The following is a 21789-nucleotide window of genomic DNA, read 5'->3' on the forward strand; positions in this document are numbered from 1 at the left end:
GGGCTACTTCTTGCTCCGCTTGCCCAGCCGCACCGCATCCAGCAACACGAACAGCGGCGGCCACAGCGCCATGCCCAGCAGCGGCGCCCACCAGTAACTCCACGGCAGGGTCGGCTCGCCGACTGCCAGATGGACCGCCGAGGAGACGATGCGGTCGTTGAGCAGCAGCCCGCCGATCGCCAGCGCCTGCTGCGACACCGGGAAGAAGCGCATCCGCGCGCGGAAGCGCTGCAGGATGAAGGTCATGATCACCAGCCGCAGCGCCTGCTCGCCGAGCAGCCCGCCGTACAGCAGGTCGGCCAGCACCCCGGCCACGAAGGCCACGCCCAATCCAACCCGGTCCGGCTCCTCGATCACCCAGTAGGCCAGCACCAGCGCCAGCCAGTACGGACGCAACGGCTGCACCACGGCCGGCAACGGCAGCAGCCCCAGCACCAGCGCGATGAAGATGCTGGCCGGCAGGATCCAGGTGTTGCGCATGCGGGTCATTGGTCCGTCTCTGTTGGAGACGGACGGGAATTGGGAGCGGGGAATCGGGAATCGGTAGGAGCGGTGCCCTGCGGCGGTGAGGCGTCGCGGTTGCCGCCCTGCTGTGGAGTCCGGCGGGAATCGGGAGTGGGGAATCGGGAATCGGTAGGAGCGGTGCTCTGCGGCGGTGAGGCGTCGCGGTTGCCGCCCTGCTGTGGAGTCCGGCGGGAATCGGGAGTGGGGAATCGGGAATCGGTAGGAGCGGTGCCCTGCGGCGGTGAGGCGTCGCGGTTGCCGCCCTGCTGTGGAGCCGAGCGGGAATCGGGAGTGGGGAATCGGGAGTCGGTAGGAGCGGTGCCCTGCGGCGGTGAGGCGTCGCGGTTGCCACCCTGCTGTGGAGCCGGGCGGGAATTGGGAGTCTGGTTTCTGGCGAGGTTCGACGCGAAAGGAGCGGCGGGCACATTGGCCTGACGGCTGGACGCCGGCGCGCCTGCCGTCGGACGTGCCGGATCGATCGCTGCGTTGGAAACCCCGCCCGCCGACGGACGCGCTGCTGCGCTCACCGGCGCGTTCGCTGGCCCGGTAGTGGCAGCGGGCGCCGCGTTGTTGCTGTTGCTGTTGCTGTTGCTGTTGCTGTTGCTGTTGCCATTCCCGATTCCCGACTCCCCATTCCCCATTCCCGGCACCACCCGCAGCGGCTTGCCCGCGCGCAGCAACAGCACATCGCGACCACGATCGAGCTTGGCTGCCGGGGTCAGTTCGCCGACCAGGAAGGCGTGGGTGTCGTCGGGATGCAGCTCGGAGACCTTGCCGACCGGGAAGCCGGCCGGGAAGCGGCCGCCCAGGCCGGAGGTGACGATTTCGTCGCCCACCTGTACGCCGGCGCTGAGCGGGATGTCGCGCAGTTCCAGGCGGTCGCCGCGGCCGTAGACGATCAGGCGCACGCCGTTGCGCGCCACGCTGACCGGCACCGCGTGGTCGGGGTCGGTCAGCAGCAGCACGGTGGAATGCAGCGGAGTCACTTCGATCACCTGCCCCATCAGGCCGCCGGCATCGATCACCGCCTGGCCCATCAGCACGCCGTCGCGGCTGCCGGCATCCAGCAGCAGGCGCTGCCGGGTCGGGTCCAGGTCGATATCCAGGATCGGCGCCAGCTGCACGTCCAGGCCGCGGCGCTCGGCCACGTTGAGCAGTTCGCGCAGCTGCGCGTTGTCCAGCGCGGCGGTCTGCAAGCGGGTCAGGCGCGCGTTGGCCACCAACAGCTGATTGCGCAGGTCGCGGGTTTCTTCCACCAGTTGCGCATGGGTGGCGGCGTTATCGCGCACCTGCGAGCCGATCCGCCCCGGCAACCCGGCCACGGCCCAGATCGGCTGGATCAGCAGATTGGCCTGCAGGCGCACCTGGCTCAGCCAGCCCCCGCGGCTATCGAGCGCAATCAGGGTGATCGCCAGCACCAGATAGACCAGCAGCCGCAGCGTGGAGGTGACTTCGCCCGGGCGGGAGGCGACGGGAGGACCGGCGTAGGAGGGCACTTTCAGGGCCGGGATTGGGGAATCGGGAATGGGGAATCGGGGAGCAGTTGGCTGCCCACAAGACGGCTGAGGCGAAAACTCGCTTTGGCGGGAATGCGTCGCAAGCGCTCAGGGCCGCAGGCAGGAAACGCTTTTACGATTCCCCACTCCCGATTCCCCATTCCCGGCTCCATCACTCCGGCGCGAAGAACTCATTGCCATGCATGTCCACCAGCTCCAGCGCACGGCCACCGCCGCGGGCCACGCAGGTGAGCGGGTCGTCGGCCACCTGCACGTGCAGGCCGGTTTCTTCGGAGATCAGGCGGTCCAGGTCGCGCAGCAGCGCGCCGCCGCCGGTGAGCACGATGCCGCGCTCGGCCACGTCGGCACACAGTTCCGGCGGGGTCTGCTCCAGTGCCAGCTTGACCGCGGAGACAATGCCCGACAGCGGCTCGTGCAGCGCTTCCAGCACTTCGTTGGAGTTGATCTTGATCATCTTCGGCACGCCTTCGGCGAGGTTGCGGCCGGAGATTTCCATCTCCTGCACCTCGTCCTGCGGGTAGGCGCAGCCGATCTGCAACTTGATGCGCTCGGCGGTGGCTTCGCCGATCAGCATGCCGTGGTTGCGGCGCACGTAATTGGTGATCGACTCATCGAAGCGGTCGCCGCCCACACGCACCGACTGCGAATACACGATGCCGTTGAGCGAGATCACCGCCACTTCGGTGGTGCCGCCGCCGATGTCGATGACCATCGAGCCACGCGCCTCGGTCACCGGCATGCCGGCACCGATCGCGGCAGCCATGGGTTCTTCGATCAGGTAGACATCGCGCGCACCGGCCTCTTCCGCAGATTCCTTGATGGCGCGGCGCTCCACCTGGGTGGAGCCGGCCGGCACGCACACCAGCACGCGCGGGCTGGGACGCAGGACGCGCGACTTGTGCACCTTCTTGATGAAGTGCTTCAGCATTGCCTCGGTGTAGGTGAAATCGGCGATGACGCCGTCCTTCATCGGGCGGATGGTGGTGATGTGACCAGGCGTGCGGCCCAGCATCTGCTTGGCCTCGGCGCCGACCGCCGCCACCGAACGCGTGCCGCCGATTGCGCGGTCCTGCCGCACCGCCACCACCGATGGCTCGTTCAGCACGATGCCCTGCCCGCGCACGTAGATCAGCGTATTGGCCGTGCCCAGATCGATGGACAGGTCGTTGGAGAACATGCCGCGCAGTTTCTTGAACATCGAGGGAGTTGGTCCTGGGTAAGTCGCGCGCCCGGCCGCCAGCGTGGCGAAATTTTGGGCAGAAAACGAAGTCGGCTAGCCTAGCAATCCCCCCCGGGGTGAGCAAGGAAAAATCGGATCTGCCGGCCCGGTTTTCATGTGCCGGTCACGCCGGCCATGGCACGCGGTTGTGGCCCTGATCGGTCGCAGCCGTTACCCTTTGCGCCGCGGCGTTGCTGCCGTCCCGCCGCCATGCCCGGCAACTGGCGGGTATTTCCTTACGCAAAGGCCTGACTCGATGTCCGCACTGATCTGTGGTTCCCTCGCCTACGACACCATCATGGTGTTCCCGGACCAGTTCAAGAACCACATCCTGCCGGACAAGGTGCACATCCTGAATGTGTCGTTCCTGGTCCCGCGCATGCGCCGCGAGTTCGGCGGCTGCGCCGGCAACATCGCCTACAACCTGCATCTGCTCGGTGGCGCACCGATTCCGATGGGCACCGTGGGCCAGGATTTCGGCCCGTACCGCGAACATTTCGAGATGCTCGGCATCGACCTGTCGCGGGTGAAGATCATCGACGACCTGTTCACCCCGCAGGCCTTCATCACCACCGACCACGACAACAACCAGATCACCGCCTTCCATCCGGGCGCGATGATGCGCAGCTACGAAAACCACGTGAAGGACGTGCCGGGCGTGACCCTGGGCCTGGTCGGCCCGGATGGGCGCGAAGGCATGATCCAGAACGCCGAAGAGTTCGCTGCCGGCGGCATCCCCTTCATCTTCGACCCGGGCCAGGCGATGCCGTTGTTCAACGGCCCGGAGCTGCGCCAGTTCATCGAGCAGGCCGACTACGTGGTGGTCAACGATTACGAGTCCAACCTGCTGCAGGAACGCACCGGCTGGGACGAGAAGGACATCGTGTCGCGTGTGCAGGCCTACATCACCACGCAGGGCCCGAAGGGCGCGCTGGTGCATACGCCGGAAAAAACCTACGACATTCCGCCGGCGCACGAACGCCGCGTGGTCGACCCCACCGGCTGCGGCGACGCGTTCCGCGCCGGCCTGATCTACGGCATCCAGCACAACTACGATTGGCTCACGATCGGGCGCATGGGCAACCTGATGGGCGCGCTGAAGGTGGAACACCCCGGCACCCAGAACCAGCGCTTCGACTTCGCCGAGTTCAACGACCAGTTCAAGCAACAGTTCGGCTACGCGCTCTGACGCCCCCTTCGCCCTTCTCCCACCGAGAGAAGGTGCCCCGCAGGGGCGGATGAGGGTACGGGCGAAGCCTCGCGCAGTTCGAGAACTCGGGCGCTACGCGCGCCGTACCCTCACCCCAACCCCTCTCCCGACGGGAGAGGGGCTTTATGCCGACATCGCGGCGGCGACATCGGCAGCGACATCGGCAGCGGCAGCGGCAGCGCACTTTGCTGCAACGCAGTTTGAGCATGGGGACGATTTGTGTCTCTACTGCCGCCTCGCGTCCACTGAGGAACGCTGGGCCATGTCCGAGCCAAGCGTTGTCGCCGCCGCTTCCACCGCCCCGCCCCAGATCGAGCCGGATGTCCTCAGGCAGACCCGGCGGCTGCGCGATATCGCGTCGCTGGCGGCGCCGTTGTCGCGCTCGTGGCGGCGCTGCCTGGACGACTACGCGCTGCTGCCCGAGGCCACGCCCGAGCCCCTGGTGCACGACGCGCTGCACGTACGCGAGCGCCAGCAACGCCTGGGCGAGGTGCTGCGCATCGCCCGGGTGGAGATGGAAAACCTCTACGAGCAGATTGCCGGCAGCGGGTATGCGGTGATCTTCGGCGATGCCGAGGCCACCGTGCTGCACAGCGTGCACGACTCCACCCTGCTGCGCGAGTTCCGCCAGGCCGGCCTGTTCTGCGGCGCCAGCTGGGCCGAGTGCCACCAAGGCACCAACGGCCTGGGCACCTGCGCGGCCGAGCGCACTGCGGTGAGCGTGCACCGCGGCGAGCACTACCTGACCCGGCATCTGCCGCTGTCGTGCAGCGGGGCGCCGATTCTGGACCCGCATGGCGGGCTGCTGGCCGTGCTGGATGCGTCCACCCCCAATGCGCAGGACAGCAAGCAGATCCAGCGGCACACCGTGGCCCTGGTGAGTATGTCGGCCGCGCAGATCTCGCGTTCGCATTTCCTCAACCAGTTCGGCCATGCCTTCATCCTGCGCTTTCACAGCCGTCCCGAATTTGCCGGACTGTTGCACGAGGCATTGATCGCGATCGGCGCCGATGGCCGCGTGCTGGCCGTCAACGAAGCGGTGCTGGAGCAATTGGGCAAGCTCGACCGCAGCCAGCTGGTGGGCCGCGATATCTCGCAGGTGATGCAGCTGGATTTCGACACGCTGGAACATCGTGCCGGCAGCGACGCGGGCACGCTGTGGTCGATCCGCTGCGCCTGCCACGGGCGGCGGTTCTACGCGCTGGTGCGCCCGCCCCGCTCGCGCCCGGCGATGCCGTCGGTGGGCGCCGCCGCGCAGGTGGCGCCGGAGGGCGAACAGCCGCCGGGCGAACATGTGGGCTCGGACCCGCGCATGCGCCACAACCTGGCCAATGCATTGAAGTTGGCCGCGCATCGCGTCTCGATCCTGCTGCGCGGCGACACCGGCACCGGCAAGGAAGAATTTGCCAAGGCTGTCCATCGCGGCTCGCCGTGGGCCGGCGGCGCGTTCGTGGCGATCAACTGTGCGGCGATCCCCGAGGCATTGATCGAAAGCGAGTTGTTCGGCTATGCGCGCGGCGCGTTCACCGATGCGGCGCGCGAAGGCCGGCATGGCAAATTGCTGCAGGCCAGCGGCGGCACCCTGTTTCTCGACGAAATCGGCGACATGCCGCTGCCGTTGCAGAGCCGCCTGCTGCGCGTGCTGGAAGAACAATGCGTTACCCCGCTCGGCAGCGAGCGCGCGGTGCCGCTGGAGCTGCACGTGATCAGCGCCAGCCATCGCGATCTGGCGCAGCGCGTGGCCGCCGGCGAATTTCGCGAAGACCTGTATTACCGCCTCAACGGCGTGGTGCTGCACTTGCCGCCCTTGCGCGAGCGCAGCGACAAGGCCGAGTTGATCCGCACCCTGCTGCGCGAAGAGAACCCAGAGCACAGCGTGCGCATCAGCGAAGAAGCCATGCACACCCTGCTCAGCTACGCCTGGCCCGGCAACCTGCGCCAGCTGCGCAATGTGTTGCGCACCGCGGCGGTGCTGTGCAGCGACGGGGTGATCCGGCTACCGAACCTGCCGCAGGAAATCGTCGACGCCGGCAGCGCACCGTGCCTGGTCGACGGGCGCGCAGTGGCCGCCGACGACATGCCCGGCCGCGTCGCACTCGACCAGGCCGAACGCCTGGTGCTGCAACAACAACTCGAACGCCACCGCTGGAATGTCAGCCGCACCGCCGACGCGCTGGGAATCAGCCGCAATACGCTGTATCGCAAGCTGCGCAAGCACGGCCTCGATACCGGGTGAATCGGGAATGGGGAATGGGGAATCGGTAAAAGCAAGTGCGCTTGGCTCTGCGATTCCCGATTCCCGATTCCCGATTCTCCCAAGTCAAAACGCCCAACGCACTCCGATCACGTACTGCCTCGGCACCCCGGGCGCCAGGAAGCGTGCCGGTCCGGTTTCCACCGGCGCGTCCTGCGGGCGGGCGAGTTCGCCGTCGGGGAACACGTCTTCGGCCACGGCGGCATAGGTGGCGTACTGGCGATCGAACAGGTTGTCGATGCGTGCGAAGACCGCTACCCGCGCGGTGACGGCCCAGCGCGCCTGCAGATCGACCAGCGCGTAGCCGGCGGTGCCGATGTCGATGCGCTCTGGCGCGGCCTCGCCTTCCTGCGCGTTGTCGACCTGGCCATCTTCGTTGCCGCTGGCCACACGCCCGGACACCGCACGCACGCCGGCGCCCAGTGTCAGCGCGTCGCGTTGCCAGTCCACCCCGAGCTTGAGCTGGTGCCTTGGCAGCGCGGCGATCCGTAAACCGGGCCGCAGGGTGATCACGCGCTCGCCGGACAACAGTTCGCCGTCGCTGCGATAGGTGGCGTCCAGATAGCTGTATCCGGCCGACCACTGCCAAGCGCCGCTGCGCAGCGCCAGCGCGACATCGGCGCCCTGGTAGCGGGTGCGGCCCACGTTGTCGAAGTAGCCCAGCTGGGTCTCCGGCGCACGCAGGAACAGGATGTCGTCGCGATTGTCGGCGCGGTACACCGACACGGTGGCGCTGCTGTCGGCCGACGGCGCCCAGCGCGCGCCCAGTTCGTAGGTGCGCGACACGATCTGCTCCAGGCGCGGGTCGGCCTGCAGGCCGGTCGGCAGCCGGCATGGCTGGGCGGGGTCGGCGCAGCCCAGCTCGATCGCCGTGGGCGCACGCGTGTTCTGCGCGACCGAGCCGTACACCGTCAGCCCGGACTCCAGCCGGTGGGTGAGCCCCAGCGAGGGATTGGCCTTGGCATAGACGAAGCGCTCCCGCGGGCGGTCGCCGTCTTCTGCGGTGGACAGGATGTTGTCCACCACCACGCGGTTCCAGCGCACCGCCGCGGTGAGGTGGGTGGCAGCGTCCAGCTCCCAGGTATCGGCGACGAACGCGCCGAGCGTCTTGGAGCTGCCGCGCACGCCGGAGAAGAACGCCCGCTCTGCAGCCGGATCGGCCACCACCGAACGGTCCGGTTGCACCCAGCCCTCGCGGGCGAACTGCCGATACCGCACATGGCCGCGGTCGAAGGTAACGCCGGTGGTGAGCGCATGTGCGCCCCATTGCGTGCTCAGGTTGAGCGCAACGCCTTGTGCTTCCTGACGCATCTGGGTGGTATTGAGCGCGCCGGTGGGCAAGGCATCGGCATCGGCGCGCGCAACATCGCATTCGGCATCCAGCGCGCTGCCGTCGGCGGCGTAGCCAGAGGCGCATTCTTCCACGAACTCTTCGTAGTCTTCGCCGATATCGCCATTGACAGTGTCGCGACGACCCACGCGCGAATAGGCCAGCGCGTGCAACGCGGTGTCTTCATCGAAACGGTGGTCCAGCTGCGCGGTCAGCAGCGTATTGCGATTGCGGGTGAGATCGGGCGAGGTGTACACCGAACGCCGATCGGCGCGGTACAAGCCAGGCGCCGGCCCTTCGTCGGTGTAGCGCGTATCGGGCAGCAGCCCGTTGCCGATCAAACGGCTGCGGCCATGCAGCAGCGACAGGCTCCAGTCGGTCTGCTCGCCCTGCCTGCCCAGCTTGCCGAACAGCGTGCCGAGCCGCCCTTCGGAGGCATCGCGCCAGCCGTTTTCATCGAACCCGGTCACCGCCACAAAGCCATGCCAGCCATCGGCGCCAGCGACGCCGTAACTGGCATCCAGCCGCTTGCGCGCGCCGCTGCCGCTGCTCACTTCGCCCTGCAACCCGGGCGCGGTCAGTCCGGACGCGGTGGACAGCACCACCGCGCCGCCGAGCGTATTCGGCCCGAACAAGGGGTTGGAACCGGGCATCAGCGTCACCGCAGTGATCGCCGATTCGGGCAGCATGTCCCAGCTGACGATGTCGGCGAACGGTTCGTTGACGCGCACGCCATCCAGATACACCGACACGCCCTGCGATGCGCCCGGCAAGGCGGAGGCGCGAAAACCATGGAAGGTGAGATCGTTCTGGAACGCGCTGCCTTGCACGTCGTTGCCATCCACGCCCACAAAGCGCCGCTGCAATAGATCGCTTAAGTTGTTGCTGCGCCCGCGCGACAGCTCGGCATTGGTCGCCGACTGCACCATGTACGGCAGTTGCGCCGCATCGATGGTAGTGCCGGGGATGGGCGTGGCGGTGACTTCGATACGGTCCAGCCAGGTCACCTGCGGGGTATCGTCGGCAAGGACGTTGCCGATCGTGCTACTGCACAGCAGCGCTGCGCAGGCGCACGCCAAGCGATGTTTTCGTGGCGCGTTGCATCGATGTTGTGCAGCGCGAGGTAGCGGTGTCCTGCAATGAACCAGCACCTGGTGGGTCGACGTCATGTCGTCTCCTTCAATAAAGCACGATCGATTTGATGCCGCGCGCTGCGCGCAGATCCGCCAGCGCCTGATTGATGTCCTCCAGCGCCAGCCTGCGGGTGATCAGCGGTGCCAACTGGATGTCGCCCTGCAGATAGCGCTCGACATAGCCGGGCAATTCGCTGCGCCCCTTCACCCCGCCGAATGCACTGCCGCGCCAGACCCGCCCGGTGACCAACTGGAACGGACGGGTGCTGATTTCCTGTGCGTCGTCGGCGACGCCGAGGATGACGCTCTCGCCCCAGCCCTTGTGGCAGCACTCCAGTGCCGCGCGCATCGCCGCGACGTCGCCCACGCACGCGAAACTGTGGTCGGCGCCGCCATCGGTAAGGTCCACGATCACCTGCTGGATGGGTGCACCGTAGTCGCGCGGGTCCAGGCAATCGGTGGCGCCCAGCGCGCGCGCCAGTGCGAACTTGCCCGGGTCGATATCCACCGCGACGATGCGCCCGGCCTGCGCCAGCACCGCGCCCTGGATCACCGACAGGCCGATGCCGCCCAAGCCGAACACCGCCACGCAATCGCCGGGGCGTACATGCGCGCTGTTGAGCACCGCACCCACCCCGGTGGTGACCGTGCAGCCCAGCAGGCAGACCTGGTCCAGCGGCGCGTCGGGGTGGATGCGTGCCACCGCAATCTCCGGCAGCACGGTGTATTGGGAAAACGTGCTGGTGCCCATGTGGTGCAGGATGGGCCGGCCGTTCAACGAAAACCGGCTGCTGCCATCGGGCATCAGGCCGCGTTCCTGGCTGCTGCGGATCGCCTGGCACAGGTTCGTGCGGCCGGAGCGGCAGAACTTGCACACGCCGCATTCGGGCATGTACAGCGGGATGACGTGATCGCCGGCGCGCACGCTGGTGACGCCGATGCCGACCTCTTCGACGATACCCGCGCCCTCCTGGCCCAGGATCGCCGGGAAGCTGCTCGCGCGGCCATGCACCAATGCATGCGCGTCGCCATGACAGACACCGGTGGCGACCAGGCGCACCAGCACCTCGCCGGGACGCGGCGGCTGCAGGTCCACCTCCTCGATGGTCAGCGGCTGATGCGGACCCCAGGCCACCGCAGCGCGTGTCTTCATCCCGCCTCCCCGGCGCGCGTCGGCATGGCCGCCGCTCAGCGCGCGATGACCACGCCCCACGGCAGTTCGCCGACGGGGATCTGTTTGCGTTCGCGCAGGCTGGCGGTGTCGATCACGCTCACCGTGTTGGAGCGCCCGTTGGCCACGTAGAGCTTGTCGCCGGCCGGGGTAAGCGCCGGATTCCAGGGCCGCAGCCCGACCGGGATCTCGGCCACGCTGCGCCCGCTCTGCGTGTCGATCACGCTGACCGTGCCGGCGCCGCCGTTGGACGCGTACAGCCGCGTGCCATCGCCCGACAAGGCGACCCCGGCGGTGCGCACGCCGGCCGGCAGACTGGCGCGGCGGGTGCGGGTCTGCAGGTCGATCACGTCCACCACGTTGGCGGTCTCCTGCGCGATGTAGACGCTGCGCCCGTCCGGGGCGAACGCCATGCCGCGCGGATGCCCGCTGGTAGCCACCACGCCACGCGACCGCCGCGTGGCCAGCTCGATCATGTCCATGTCGCTGGAACCCTCGTTGCTGGTGAGCAACCACTGCCCATCGGGCGTATACGCGCAGTGCTCCGGTGCCTGCCCGCGCGTGGCGATCACCTGCCGCACGCGGAACTGCGCGGCATCGATCAGCATCACCTGGTTCTGCCCTTCCACGCACACGGCAAACTGCTTGCCATCGGGCGAAAGCGCGATGCCTTCGGCGTTTTCGCCGATGTCGACCTGACGCAGCACCGCATCCCTGGCGGTGTCCAGTTCGATCAAGCGATGGTGCTCGGCATCGATCAGGTACAGATGCCCCTGCGGGCCGGGCAACACCTGCTGCAAGCGCTTGCCGAGCTGGCCCTGCGCGCTGAGCGTGCGCACCACCGTGTCGGTGCCGGTATCGATCACCGACACCGTGCCGCTGCGCTGGTTGGGCACATAGGCAACGACCGGTGCGGGTGCGGGTGCAGGTGCAGGTGCGGCGTCTACCGGAGCAGGCGACGCACCGGCAGCCGCCGCCGGCACTGCCGCATCGCGCTGGCAGCCGGCCAACGCCAGCAGTGCGCCCACCGCACCCACGGTGCAGCGGCGCTGCCAGCTTGCGCACGCCGTTCGCAGCGGGCCATGCTTCATTGCGGCTTGCCTGCGGTCTTGTTGATCGAATGGATGAAGGCCAGCAGTTTTTCGGTGTCGCCCGGCTTGAGCACCGGTGCGAACGGCGGCATCTGGCCGACCACCTTTTCGTGCCCGATGCGGGTCTTGCCGTGGGTGATCATCGCGGCAGTGCCCTCGCTGATGAGCGCGCGCAAGGTGTCGTCGTCGCTGCCATACACCCAGATGTCGTTGGTCAACGGCGGGCACATGCCACCGCCACCGGTGCCGCCATGGCAGGCATTGCAGCCGGCAGAGAAATAGATCTTCTTGCCTTCGGCCACCAGCTCCGGGGTGACCTTGACCTCGGGTCCCTTCGGAATCGGCACCACGGTGGCCGGCGGTGCCGGCGGGGTGGACGGATCGGGCGCCGGCCCGGCGGCGAGGTTGGGCATGGCAGGCGAGGCGCCCGCCGACGGGGGTGCTGCGGGCGTGGCCGCGGGGGCCGCCGGTGCCGACGCGCCGGCGGCCGGTGCAGGTGCCGGATCGGCTGCGGGGGCCGGCGGAGACTCCTTGCCGCATGCGGCCAGCAGCGCGCCAAGCAGCAACGCGCACAACGGAGCGCGGACGGAACGATCGATACAACCCACGGTGGACTTGCGCATGAACGAACCTTTCTGATCGGAGGGAACGCCGCGCACCCCGTGCACGCGGCGGGTGATGCAGTCATCTGCGCACTGGGCGCCTGGCGTCGGTCAACAGCGTGGCCAATGCGGTGTCGCCACGTGCCTGCGCCAGTGCCGCGGCCGTCTTGCCGTCGCGATTGCGTGCGGCCGGGTCTGCGCCGGCGGCTAGCAGACGCGTGGCGACGTCGTGGCGTCCTGCCGCGGCGGCCAGCATCAGGGCGGTGACACCTGCATCATTGGCATGCCGCACATCGGCACCGCGTGCCAGCAGGGCATCGAGAATGGCCGGGTCGTCGCGCGCCACGGCGAACATCAGCGGGGTGAATCCGCTGGCATTGGCGCGCTGCACGTTTGCCCCGGCTGCCAGCAACGCCTGCACCACGCCGACATCGGCGTACGACACCGCCAGATCCAGCGCACTCCAGCCATCGCCGGAGACGGTGTCGACACGCGCGCGTTTGCCCAACAGCCGGCCGACACTGTCGGCATCGTTGGCCCAGGCGGCCTTCATCAGCGCGGTCCAGCCACTGGCATCGCGCGTCTCCAGCTGCGCACCGGCGTCCAGCAACAGGCCCACCAGGTCTGGCTCCTGATTGCGGATGGCCTGGTGCAGCGGCGGCTCACCGAGCAGGTTGGGGGTGCTGGCATCGGCACCATGCCGCAGCAACCACGCTGCACGCACGGCATCGCCGCCGTCCAGCGCGTGCGCCAGTTCCTGGTTCGGGTCGGCACCGCCTGCGATGCGCAGCTGCAGTTGCGCCAGATCCTGCGAGGACGCGGCAGGACTCGGTGCAGGCGATGCGGGAGCCGGCGTGGCGTATGGCCCGTGCGAGGGCAGCGTGCCGGTGACCACGCAGTCGTCGCAGCGCACCAGTGGCACGTGATAGCTGCGCAGGATGTCGGCGATCTTGGCGGCGTTGTCCTGCAGCGCGGTGTTCAACGCGTCGCGCAAGGCCGCATTCTTGCGCGACACCGCCCAGGCCATCGAGTATTCCAGCACCGCATCGTCGATGGTGTTCAACGGCACCACGCCCAGCCCGCTGCGCGCCGCGTAATAGCCGGCCACCGGGCCCCAGGATTCGGCCGCATCCAATGCATTGGCAGCCACCCGCTCGACCAGCTTGCCAGGGTGTTCTTCCGGTGCAGTGGCCGAGTCGTAGAACAGGTACTGCACCTCACCGCTGACGCCGTGTTCGTACAGCGCCTGGCGCGCCGGCGAACTCTGGAACACGCCCAGCCGCAGCTTCTTCAGTGCGGGGTCGTCCAGCGAGGTCGGTACCAGGTTCAGGCCTTTGCGCGTCACCAGCACATAGGCCGAGCGATACACCGGGCGTGTGGTCAGCCCCTGCTCGAAATCGCTGTTGAGGTCCATCAACAGATCGCAGCGACCCGCGTTGATCGTGCTGCGGGCCAGCCCGCGCTGGTAATAGGTGCGCCACTCGTATTCCAGGCGCCGGCCCATGGCAGCGGCCACCACCTGCGCAATCTTGTTCTGGAAGCCTTCGCCGGCCTGGTTGGACAGCGGCATGTTGCCAGGGTCTGCACATACCCGCAGCACCGTTGGATCGGGCGTGGGCAGCGGCGCAGACACCGACGCTGCGGTGGATGCCGGTGGCGCGGTGGGTGCCGCACCGGAATCAGAAACGCGAGCCGTCGGTGAAGACGGCCCGCGTGTGCAACCTGCGGCGACGAGTCCGAGGCTGCAAACCAGCAGCACCGTGTGCAGGTGCGCAGTCATGCCGCGCACGCCGGCAGGCATCTGCCGACATGCGCGTCCAACGCCGTGCGTGGAGCTCATCGTGCCGTCTTCGCTGCTGCGTTGGCGGTACCGCCGCCCCCGGCCGCTGCGGTGGCCGTCGCGGTGGTCGACACGGTCTTGCCGGCGCCATCCAGGCGGAAGGTATGCACCATGCCGCCAAGCGGAATCTTGTCGAAGCCCGCCCCGAACGCCAGCCCGGCCGCACCCAGTGCGCCATATGGGTCACTCGGATCCAACCCCGCCGCGACCGGCAGGCCGATCCAGCCACCGATGCCGGAGAACACCGCCACATACTGGTGGCCGTTGGCCTTGTAGGCGATCGGGTTGCCGATGATGCCGGAGGGCAGCTTCATCTCCCACAGCTTCTTGCCGGTGTCCTTGTCCACCGCGCGGAACCAGCCATCCAGCGTGCCGTAGAACACCAGCCCGCCATCGGTGACCAGGGTGCCGCTCCACACCGGGAACTTCTCCTTGATCTCCCACTTGGACTTGCCCTCCACCACGTCGAACGCCTTGACGATGCCCAGCGCACCCGGCTCGTTGGGTTTCATCATCACGTTGGCGAACACGTATGGCAGGCCCATCATGGTATTGCCGCGCTCCTGCGGCTCCAGCTCCATGTGCCAGTTGTTGGTGCCGCAGAAAAACACCGCCGCGTTGGCCGGGTCCACCGAGCACGGTTGCTGGTCCTTGCCACCCATCGCCGACGGGAACGCCTGCACGTTCTTGCCGCGTTCCAACGGCGAATGCGCCGCCACCTTGACCGGGCGGCCGGTCTTCATGTCGATGCGTTCGGCCCAGTTGGCCGGCACGAATTTATGCGCGCGCAACAACGTGCCGTCGCGACGATCGAGCACATAGGCAAACCCGTTGCGATCGAACTGCACCACCGACGGAACCTGCTTGCCGTCGATGGTGAGGTCCACCAGGATCGGCTCGTTGATGCCGTCGTAATCCCACTGGTCGAACGGGGTCTTTTGATAGCCCCACACCGCTTCGCCGGTATCGATCTTGCGGGCGAACAGGGTCATCGACCATTTGTTGTCATGCTCGCCGTTGTTGCATTCCTCGTGCGTGGTCTTGCCGCAGCGGTACGACGGGCTCCACAGGCCGGGATTGCCGGTGCCGTAGTAGACCAGCTTCAACTTCGGGTCGTAGCTGTACCAGCCCCAGGCCGCGCCGCCACCGCGCTTCCACTCGTCGTTGGGAAAGGTCTTCACCCCGAGATCGCCGAGCTGGCCATGCTGCGGATTGGCCTTGTTGAAATCCGGGCCCAGGCAGATGGCCTTGTCGGTGCCGGCCGCATCGCAGGACCAGGCCTGCTTGCCGTCGGACAGGTTGTAGGCGGCCACGCGCCCGAGCACGCCGAACTCGTTGCCGCTGATGCCGGCGACCACTTTGCCATCGGCGATGATCGGCGCCATGGTGATGGTTTCGCCCTTGTCCGGGTGCGCGAGTTTCTGCTTCCACACTTCCTTGCCGGTCTTGGCATCGAGCGCAATCACATCGCCGCTGAGGCTGCCGAACACCAGCTTGCCATCGGCATACGAGGCGCCGCGGTTGACCGTGTCGCAGCACGCCACCGCCACCGAGCGTTCATCCTGTTGCGGGGTGTACTTCCACAGCACCTTGCCACCGTCGTCCTGTGCTGCGAGGTCGATGGCAAACACATTGTTCGGGTACGCACTGACCATGTACATGATGCTGCCGATCACCAGCGGCTGGCCTTCGTGGCCGCGCGTGGCGTCGGTTTTCATCTCCCACGACATCTTCAGATTCTTGACGTTGTCGCGATTGATCTCGGCCAGCGGGCTATGCCGGGTCAGCGCAAAGTCGCGCCCCACGCCGCCCCAGTTGTCTGCATTGCTGGCGTTGGCGGTGAATTCGCCATCGGTGTCGACCACGGCGGCGGCCGGCGTCGCGGCGGGTGCGGCGGCAGGTGCGGGCGGTGCGGTATCGGCAGCCGGCGTGTCTTTCTTGCAACCGGCCAACACGGTGCTCAGCGCAAGCATCAGCAGCGCCGAGCTGCCGATGCGGCGACAGGAAGATTGGTGCATATGCGTCTACCCCTCTCGGTGAAGAATCCAATCGAACGAAGAGCCACGCGCGTTTGCTGCGCAGCGACGGCGCAAACGGGTGGGTACCGGGAGACGACAGAGCACAGCGCGTGCCAGCGCACTGTTGCGTTGCAGCACCTTGCAGTGGCAGCGCGTTGCGCACGCGCGGTTGCCGCAGCACGCCAGGTGTCACGCATTTGGCACAGTTTGCGCCGGGCGTGCTGTCGCACTGGTGGAGCACTGCGTGCGGGTGGGTGAAGGTGTGGCGCTATTGCGGTGCCCAGGCACGTGCGCAGGATCGTTGGAAAGTGTTGCCTGCCTTCGCCCGCTGGGAGACCAAGCACGATGAAGGATGAGAGCGGGCATTGGACGGTTGGAGACGGTGCACTGCTCACGACGATGCACGCATCGCGCAGCGTCGTTGCGCGATGCACTGAGAATGTGCCGACGGCGCGAGGATGTGCCGACCGCGCCTGGGCCGTACCCTCACCCCAACCCCTCTCCCGCGGGGAGAGGGGCTAGCACCTTGCTGAGCGCTCTAGCACTTTGCTAAGCGCTGGAGCTTGCTCTTGTTCTGTTCACCAGTAGCAACGCTACCGGTTTGGATCACCACATCAGACGCCTCCCTTCTCCCACCGGGAGAAGGTGCCCGAAGGGCGGATGAGGGCCGGTATGCTGCAGGGACTCAACGCAGTGCGTTTCGATCACCGCACCCGATGCTCCCTTCTCCCACCGGGAGAAGGTGCCCGAAGGGCGGATGAGGACCGGTATGCTGCAGGGACTCAGTGCAGTACGTTTCGACCACCGCATCCAATGCTCCCCTTCTCCCACCGGGAGAAGGTGCCCGAAGGGCGGATGAGGGCCGGTGTGCTGCAGAAACTCAATGCAGTGCGCGCTGTGCAGCACAGCGCTGCAACACGGTGCCGCAGATTGACCGATCGCAGCCTGCCAAACCCCTGCAGCAAGGCGCGCGGCAGTGGATTGGCGAGCTGCGTCGGCGCGACGTCGGGTCAACCCAATGCGCGAGCGCCACACGATATGCCGCCGTGCCAAGTGAAGACAGCGAAACTACTGACCAGCGCGGGCCTGCCAGTGCTGTAACAGATCAGCGCAATCGCGCAGGCGCCAATCGGCCAGGCCAGGCCAGGGATCGCCCGAGGTGTTGACCAGTACGGTGCCTGCGCCGGCGGCGCGGCCACAGGCCAGGTCGTTGTGATGGTCGCCGACCATCAGCAGTGCCGCGGCGCTCACTGCCCAGCGCCGCTGGAAATAGCGCAGGCCATCGGGCGCGGGTTTGGGTGCCGCTTCGTCACGGCCGACGATGTCGTCCGGCGCAAAGGCGTCGGCCAGGCCGATCGCCTCCAATGTCACCTGAGCCAGGCTGCGTGCGTTGCGGGTCAGCAAGCCCAGCCGGCAACCATCGGCCTGCAGCGCGCGCACCAGCGGCTGCGCACCGGGCGCAGGGCGTGCGGCCTCTGCCAGGGCACGCTCGTGCTCCAGCAACCAGGCATGCTTGGCCTGCGACTCATTGGCCGGCAATGCAGCCAGGTGATGCAGGATGTCCGCGTCGGGCGGGATCTCCAGCGCGCGTCGGATCAATGCAAAATCGTGCACCGGCTCGGTCAGCGTGCCATCCATGTCGAACACCCAATGCCGGCAGGCAGACAGCGGCAAGCGTGCGGCAATCGCGCCGTCCATGGGTTATTTCCAGCCCGGCATCTGGGTGGTGTCCAGCCCGCCCACCTCGAATTCCGCGGTCCGCGTGCCGCCGGCCTTGACCGGGAAGGCGATGCTGACGCGCTTGGCGTTGCGCACCAGCTTCCACAGTGCCTTGTCGTCGTCGATGAACATGGCGATCGCTTCATCGGTATCCGGGCGATGCGCCGCCATCGCGCGTGGCGCGCCGCCGTCGGTCGCAACCTGCACCTTGCAGCCAGCGTAGCAATTGAAGTCGCCGGCCTTGAGCACGAGATAGCTGTGGCGCTTCCACTGCGGATGATCGCGGAACACCAGGCTGACCGGCTTTGGCCCACTGCCATCCGCATCCACGCGCTCCTTGGCCTCGATCATCGCCGAGCGCTGGGTGCCACCCTTGGCCGGCACCTGCGAGTACTGCCACAGCGCCTGCATGCGGCGCAGTTCGCGCGCCTGCTCGCCCTTGGCCTTGATGTCGGCATAGCCGGGCTCGATGCGTGTGGCGGCTGCAGTGCCGGCATAGCCTTCGAGCAAGGCGGCGCCGTGGGCGCGCGCCATGTCCCAGTTCTGCGCCTTGACCGCCTCGTCGTATTGCTTGGCAAGCGCATCGGCCTGGGTCTCCTTGGCCTGCGCCTGTGCAGTTTCCTGCGCCTTGCGTTGCGCCTCGCGGTCGGTGCAGGCAGTCAGGGCCGCGACGCACAGGGCCGCGCTCAGCAGATACTTCATCGTCGACTCCGGAATGCATGAAAAGCAGCGGCAACGATACCAGCCCGCCCGCATGACCCGCGATCAACCGCCGCACACCGTAGGAGCGCACCCGGGCGCGACGGGGTTTTACCGGCAAAGCCCTGTCGCGCCCGGGTGCGCTCCTACGGCAATGATTGCGCAGGGACGATGCGGCGATGGAAGTGGCGGCCGAGCATGCACCACGGCGGGACTGCATCGTCGCTTCCGGAAGGCATGGACGGCAACGGCAACGGCAACGGCAACGGTACCAGCCTGCCGCATCACCCGCGATCAGCTACCCCGCGTCGTAGGAGCGCACCCGGGCGTGACGGGGTTTTACCGGGAAAGCCCTGTCGCGCCCGGGTGCGCTCCTACGATGGTGGGTGCAGGCACGATGCGGCGATGGAAGCGACGGAGGGCGTCTGCGACGCCCTCCGCTGCCACTACGGCTGCGTCGGCGCAGCTGCCTTGGCCTTGGCGATCATCTCGGTCACCGACGCAGTGGTGATCGGGTGGTAACCCGGCTTGGCCTTTTCGAACGCCTGTTCGGCAAACGCAATGCCGTCCGGGGTCTTCAACAGTTCTGTATAGATCGGCAGCACCAGCTTGCGACGGCCGACGCGCTCGATGAACTCACCGGCGGCCGGGCGCGCCTCGGTATAGCCGCTGCGAATCGCCAGCGGATACCAGCGCATGGCGATCTCGCCATTGGGCGTGCCGGTGAAGTGATACGCCTCATCCAGCTGCTTGAGCTGCTCGGGCTTCAAGGTGGCGCCCATGCCGCTGAGGAAATGCACCCATTCCTGCGTGCCCCACTCGCCGGTGACCTGCTTGCTGGGCAGCGTGCCGCTGCCGCTCCAGGCGATGCGTGCGGTGTCCACGATGGAAAAGCTGCGCGAGCGCGCCTTTGCGGCGAACGCCGGAATGCCCGGCTGTTTCAGCCAGGCATCCACTTCGGCGGCGCTCACCGTGTTGGGATGCTTGTCCAACAGATTTTTCTTGAGGTAATCGACGAACTGGTCGGTGGTGGCGCTCTGGAACGCATGATCGTCGAACCAGCCACGCAGGAACGGGTCGAACACCTCGCGGCCGAAACGCTGCTCCAGGAACTGCAGGAACCACGCACCCTTGACGTAGGCCACCTGGCTCAAGGCGTCGTCGGGGTCGCGCTGCGCCAGCGGCGGCAACTCCAGCACTTGGTCGGCCGGCGGCATGTCCTTTACTTCCGCCAGCAGATCGCCCTGGTCGATCTCGCGCTCCATCTCGGCCATCTCGGTGCCGTACAACGCTTCGGTGATGCGGCCCTGCACGTAAGTGGTGAAGCCTTCGTTGAGCCAGATGTCCTTCCAGCTGGCGTTGGTCACCAGGTTGCCGGACCAGCTGTGCGCCAGTTCGTGCGCCACCAACGACACCAGCGACTTGTCGCCGACGATCACGGTCGGCGTGGCGAAGGTCAGGCGCGGATTTTCCATGCCACCGAACGGAAACGACGGCGGCAGCACCAGCATGTCGTAACGGCCCCAGCGATACGGGCCATAGAGTTTTTCCGCAGCACCGATCATCTTCTCGGTGTCTTCGAACTCCTTGGCAGCCTTGTCGGCCATCGCCGGTTCGGCCCACACGCCCGAGCGTGCGGAAATCGGCTTGAACACCACATCGCCGGCGGCGATCGCCAGCAGGTAGGACGGAATCGGCTCGGGCATCTTGAAGCTGTAATCGCCGTCGCGCGCGGCCTTGGGGTCGTTGTCGGCGCTCATCAGCACCATCACGTCCGGGCGCGAGGTGACATGCGCGCTATAGGTGAAGCGCACGCTCGGGGTGTCCTGCAGCGGCACCCAGCTGCGTGCGTGGATCGCCTGCGACTGGCTGAACATGAAGGGCAGCTGCTTGCCTTCGGTCATCGCCGGCTCCAGCCACTGCAGGCCCGAGGCGGTGGGCGCGGTGTGATAGGTGATCACGACCTTGCCCGGCTGGTTCGGCGCTTCGATGGTGAGCTTGCTGCCGAAGGTCTTGTCGGCCGGCGCCAGTGCGAATTGCAACGGCGACAGACCGCCCTTGCCATCGTCGGCCTGCACCTGCGCAATGCTCAGCTCGCGCGTGTCCAGCACCAGCTGCTTGGCGGCCTTGTCCTTCCACTGCAGCGTGTAGGTGGCGGTACCACCGATCTGCCTGGCATCGAAATCCAGCTTCAGGTCCAGCGCCAGGTCCTTGATGACCACCAGCTGCGGCTGGGCGTAGGAGCTCTCGTCGTGGGTGCGGGCGTCTGCTTTCACGGGGGCCTTGGCAGTGGCGGCCGGTGCGGCGGTGGTGGCAGCCGGCGGCGTGGACTCATTGGAACAGCCGGCCAGTGCGAGGGACACGGCCAGGGACAGCGACAGGGAAGTGAAGCGCATCGACGGCACCGCAGCGAGGGAATTGGCCATTTTAGCGCTCCAGGCCACGGCCTGCCCGTGCCGCCGGGTGCGGGCGCGCAGCCGACAGCCAGCGCTTGCTCACGCCAACGCTGCCGCGCCGTCGGCGCTCAGGTCACTGGATGACTGCGCGGGGTGTCGTGGCCATCGCGCACCAGCCGCCGCCCACCGGAGAACTTGGCGCGGTACATCGCCGCGTCCGCGCGCCGATACAGTTCGGTGGCGTCCAGCCCCTGTTCGCAGACTGCGCTACCGGCGCTCAGATGCAGCGGCGCTTCATCGCCGTCTTCGCGTTCAAGCATCGACAGCCACTGATTGAGCTTGAGCGTGGCTTCGTCTTCGCTGGCATGCACGCCGATCAGGAATTCATCGCCGCCCCAGCGCCCGATCCAGTCCTGCGCGCCCAGCCAGCCATAGGCCGATTCCACCAGCCGCACCAGCACGCGGTCGCCGGCCAGATGCCCGAAGCGGTCGTTGATCGGCTTGAGGTTGTCCATGTCCAGCACGAACAACACGAACGGCCAGCCTTCGCGCTGCGAGGCGGCGACCGAATCGCGCATGGCCTGTTCGCAACCGCGCCGGTTCAACGCTTCGGTCAGCGGGTCGAACAGCGCATGCTTCCTGAGATCGCGCATGCCCGCATCGATGCCACGCAGACTGCGGTTGATGCCGCGCAGCAGCCGGCCCAGTTCGTCGTCGCCATGCTCGGGCAGGCTGGGCAGACGTTGGTCGGCGTAGTAGGTGTCCAGCGCGTCGGCGGCGATGCGCAGCGGGGCAAGCAGGCGATACAGCGCCGAGAGCGTCAGCGCGGTGCCTGCCAACGTGGCCAGCAAGGCCACGATGATCACCGACCACAACGGGCGGCCTTCCAGCTCGCTCTGCGAGGCCAGCCAGGCGATCAACAACAGCAGCGGCAGGTGGATCCCGATGAAGGTCACCGCCAGCAACTTGGCGCTGAAGGAACGGGGAAACACGCGCGAGAGCCCGGCGTACAAGCGCATCCAACTCTCCGGCAAAGGGGCGCCTAGTGTCGCCGACAGTCAGTGGAGCCAACGCGACGAACGTCCC

Annotated in this window: 15 protein-coding genes; 2 read left to right on the forward strand and 13 right to left on the reverse strand. The window is 67.4% G+C overall.

All coding sequences use genetic code 11. The annotated features are described in order from the left end of the window. Positions 1–3: 3 nt before the first annotated feature. From mreD to XnspCFBP7698_RS13265, 3 genes are all read right to left on the reverse strand, one after another. Positions 4–489, reverse strand: coding sequence for a rod shape-determining protein MreD (gene mreD / locus XnspCFBP7698_RS13255; RefSeq protein ID WP_039404324.1), 486 nt, complete (start codon positions 487–489; stop codon positions 4–6). Then, positions 486–2000: a rod shape-determining protein MreC gene (mreC, locus tag XnspCFBP7698_RS13260; protein ID WP_123137452.1), complete on the reverse strand. Its 1515-nt coding sequence runs from the start codon at positions 1998–2000 to the stop codon at positions 486–488. The genes mreD and mreC overlap by 4 nt, the downstream gene beginning before the upstream one ends. Positions 2001–2172: 172 nt before the next feature. Beyond that, complete coding sequence (locus XnspCFBP7698_RS13265; RefSeq protein WP_010368259.1) at positions 2173–3219, reverse strand: rod shape-determining protein; 1047 nt, start codon at positions 3217–3219, stop codon at positions 2173–2175. Between the two features lie 277 nt (positions 3220–3496). Between XnspCFBP7698_RS13265 and XnspCFBP7698_RS13270 the strand changes: the two genes are divergently transcribed. Both XnspCFBP7698_RS13270 and XnspCFBP7698_RS13275 read left to right on the forward strand, forming a co-directional pair. After that, positions 3497–4429 (forward strand): carbohydrate kinase family protein, encoded by a 933-nt coding sequence (locus tag XnspCFBP7698_RS13270; protein ID WP_039564127.1) that lies wholly within the window; start codon positions 3497–3499, stop codon positions 4427–4429. A gap of 283 nt (positions 4430–4712) precedes the next feature. Then, positions 4713–6686, forward strand: coding sequence for a sigma-54-dependent Fis family transcriptional regulator (locus XnspCFBP7698_RS13275; protein WP_039404313.1), 1974 nt, complete (start codon positions 4713–4715; stop codon positions 6684–6686). A gap of 84 nt (positions 6687–6770) precedes the next feature. Here XnspCFBP7698_RS13275 and XnspCFBP7698_RS13280 read toward each other — a convergent pair whose 3' ends face one another. The 10 genes from XnspCFBP7698_RS13280 to XnspCFBP7698_RS13325 all read right to left on the reverse strand — a co-directional run bounded on the left by XnspCFBP7698_RS13280 (position 6771) and on the right by XnspCFBP7698_RS13325 (position 21722). Further along, complete coding sequence (locus XnspCFBP7698_RS13280) at positions 6771–9092, reverse strand: TonB-dependent receptor (protein WP_233548982.1); 2322 nt, start codon at positions 9090–9092, stop codon at positions 6771–6773. A 121-nt stretch (positions 9093–9213) separates the two neighbouring features. Beyond that, on the reverse strand, positions 9214–10320 hold the full coding sequence (locus tag XnspCFBP7698_RS13285; protein WP_104579155.1) for an S-(hydroxymethyl)glutathione dehydrogenase/class III alcohol dehydrogenase: 1107 nt from the start codon (positions 10318–10320) through the stop codon (positions 9214–9216). Between the two features lie 35 nt (positions 10321–10355). Continuing rightward, positions 10356–11429 (reverse strand): beta-propeller fold lactonase family protein, encoded by a 1074-nt coding sequence (locus tag XnspCFBP7698_RS13290; protein WP_104579156.1) that lies wholly within the window; start codon positions 11427–11429, stop codon positions 10356–10358. Beyond that, the gene (locus XnspCFBP7698_RS13295; RefSeq protein ID WP_104579157.1) at positions 11426–12088 is read right to left on the reverse strand and encodes a c-type cytochrome; all 663 of its coding nucleotides are present in this window, start codon (positions 12086–12088) and stop codon (positions 11426–11428) included. The genes XnspCFBP7698_RS13290 and XnspCFBP7698_RS13295 overlap by 4 nt, the downstream gene beginning before the upstream one ends. 25 nt (positions 12089–12113) lie before the next feature. Beyond that, positions 12114–13871, reverse strand: coding sequence for a quinoprotein dehydrogenase-associated putative ABC transporter substrate-binding protein (locus XnspCFBP7698_RS13300; protein ID WP_104579158.1), 1758 nt, complete (start codon positions 13869–13871; stop codon positions 12114–12116). Next, positions 13868–15889, reverse strand: a complete 2022-nt coding sequence (locus XnspCFBP7698_RS13305; RefSeq protein ID WP_338116867.1) for a methanol/ethanol family PQQ-dependent dehydrogenase — start codon at positions 15887–15889, stop codon at positions 13868–13870. The genes XnspCFBP7698_RS13300 and XnspCFBP7698_RS13305 overlap by 4 nt, the downstream gene beginning before the upstream one ends. Positions 15890–16957: 1068 nt before the next feature. Next, positions 16958–17587, reverse strand: coding sequence for an HAD family hydrolase (locus XnspCFBP7698_RS13310; protein WP_199680153.1), 630 nt, complete (start codon positions 17585–17587; stop codon positions 16958–16960). 3 nt (positions 17588–17590) lie between these two features. Next, positions 17591–18310, reverse strand: a complete 720-nt coding sequence (locus XnspCFBP7698_RS13315; protein WP_104579159.1) for a hypothetical protein — start codon at positions 18308–18310, stop codon at positions 17591–17593. Between the two features lie 443 nt (positions 18311–18753). After that, complete coding sequence (locus tag XnspCFBP7698_RS13320; protein WP_199680170.1) at positions 18754–20703, reverse strand: M1 family metallopeptidase; 1950 nt, start codon at positions 20701–20703, stop codon at positions 18754–18756. A 128-nt stretch (positions 20704–20831) separates the two neighbouring features. Then, positions 20832–21722: a GGDEF domain-containing protein gene (locus tag XnspCFBP7698_RS13325; RefSeq protein WP_047697202.1), complete on the reverse strand. Its 891-nt coding sequence runs from the start codon at positions 21720–21722 to the stop codon at positions 20832–20834. Positions 21723–21789 lie beyond the last annotated feature (67 nt).

This window comes from Xanthomonas sp. CFBP 7698 (genome assembly GCF_003600855.1).
GTDB lineage: Bacteria > Pseudomonadota > Gammaproteobacteria > Xanthomonadales > Xanthomonadaceae > Xanthomonas > Xanthomonas cannabis.

What these genes read in the sequence shown, in the direction of transcription:
- XnspCFBP7698_RS13265 (WP_010368259.1), bottom strand. Translation starts at nt 3,219, where the DNA reads ATGTTCAAGAAACTGCGCGGCATGTTCTCCAACGACCTGTCCATCGAT.
- XnspCFBP7698_RS13320 (WP_199680170.1), bottom strand. Translation starts at nt 20,703, where the DNA reads ATGCGCTTCACTTCCCTGTCGCTGTCCCTGGCCGTGTCCCTCGCACTG.
- XnspCFBP7698_RS13300 (WP_104579158.1), bottom strand. Translation starts at nt 13,871, where the DNA reads ATGAGCTCCACGCACGGCGTTGGACGCGCATGTCGGCAGATGCCTGCC.
- XnspCFBP7698_RS13310 (WP_199680153.1), bottom strand. Translation starts at nt 17,587, where the DNA reads ATGGACGGCGCGATTGCCGCACGCTTGCCGCTGTCTGCCTGCCGGCAT.
- XnspCFBP7698_RS13305 (WP_338116867.1), bottom strand. Translation starts at nt 15,889, where the DNA reads ATGCACCAATCTTCCTGTCGCCGCATCGGCAGCTCGGCGCTGCTGATG.
- XnspCFBP7698_RS13325 (WP_047697202.1), bottom strand. Translation starts at nt 21,722, where the DNA reads ATGCGCTTGTACGCCGGGCTCTCGCGCGTGTTTCCCCGTTCCTTCAGC.
- XnspCFBP7698_RS13270 (WP_039564127.1), top strand. Translation starts at nt 3,497, where the DNA reads ATGTCCGCACTGATCTGTGGTTCCCTCGCCTACGACACCATCATGGTG.
- XnspCFBP7698_RS13290 (WP_104579156.1), bottom strand. Translation starts at nt 11,429, where the DNA reads ATGAAGCATGGCCCGCTGCGAACGGCGTGCGCAAGCTGGCAGCGCCGC.
- XnspCFBP7698_RS13275 (WP_039404313.1), top strand. Translation starts at nt 4,713, where the DNA reads ATGTCCGAGCCAAGCGTTGTCGCCGCCGCTTCCACCGCCCCGCCCCAG.
- XnspCFBP7698_RS13315 (WP_104579159.1), bottom strand. Translation starts at nt 18,310, where the DNA reads ATGAAGTATCTGCTGAGCGCGGCCCTGTGCGTCGCGGCCCTGACTGCC.
- XnspCFBP7698_RS13285 (WP_104579155.1), bottom strand. Translation starts at nt 10,320, where the DNA reads ATGAAGACACGCGCTGCGGTGGCCTGGGGTCCGCATCAGCCGCTGACC.
- mreD (WP_039404324.1), bottom strand. Translation starts at nt 489, where the DNA reads ATGACCCGCATGCGCAACACCTGGATCCTGCCGGCCAGCATCTTCATC.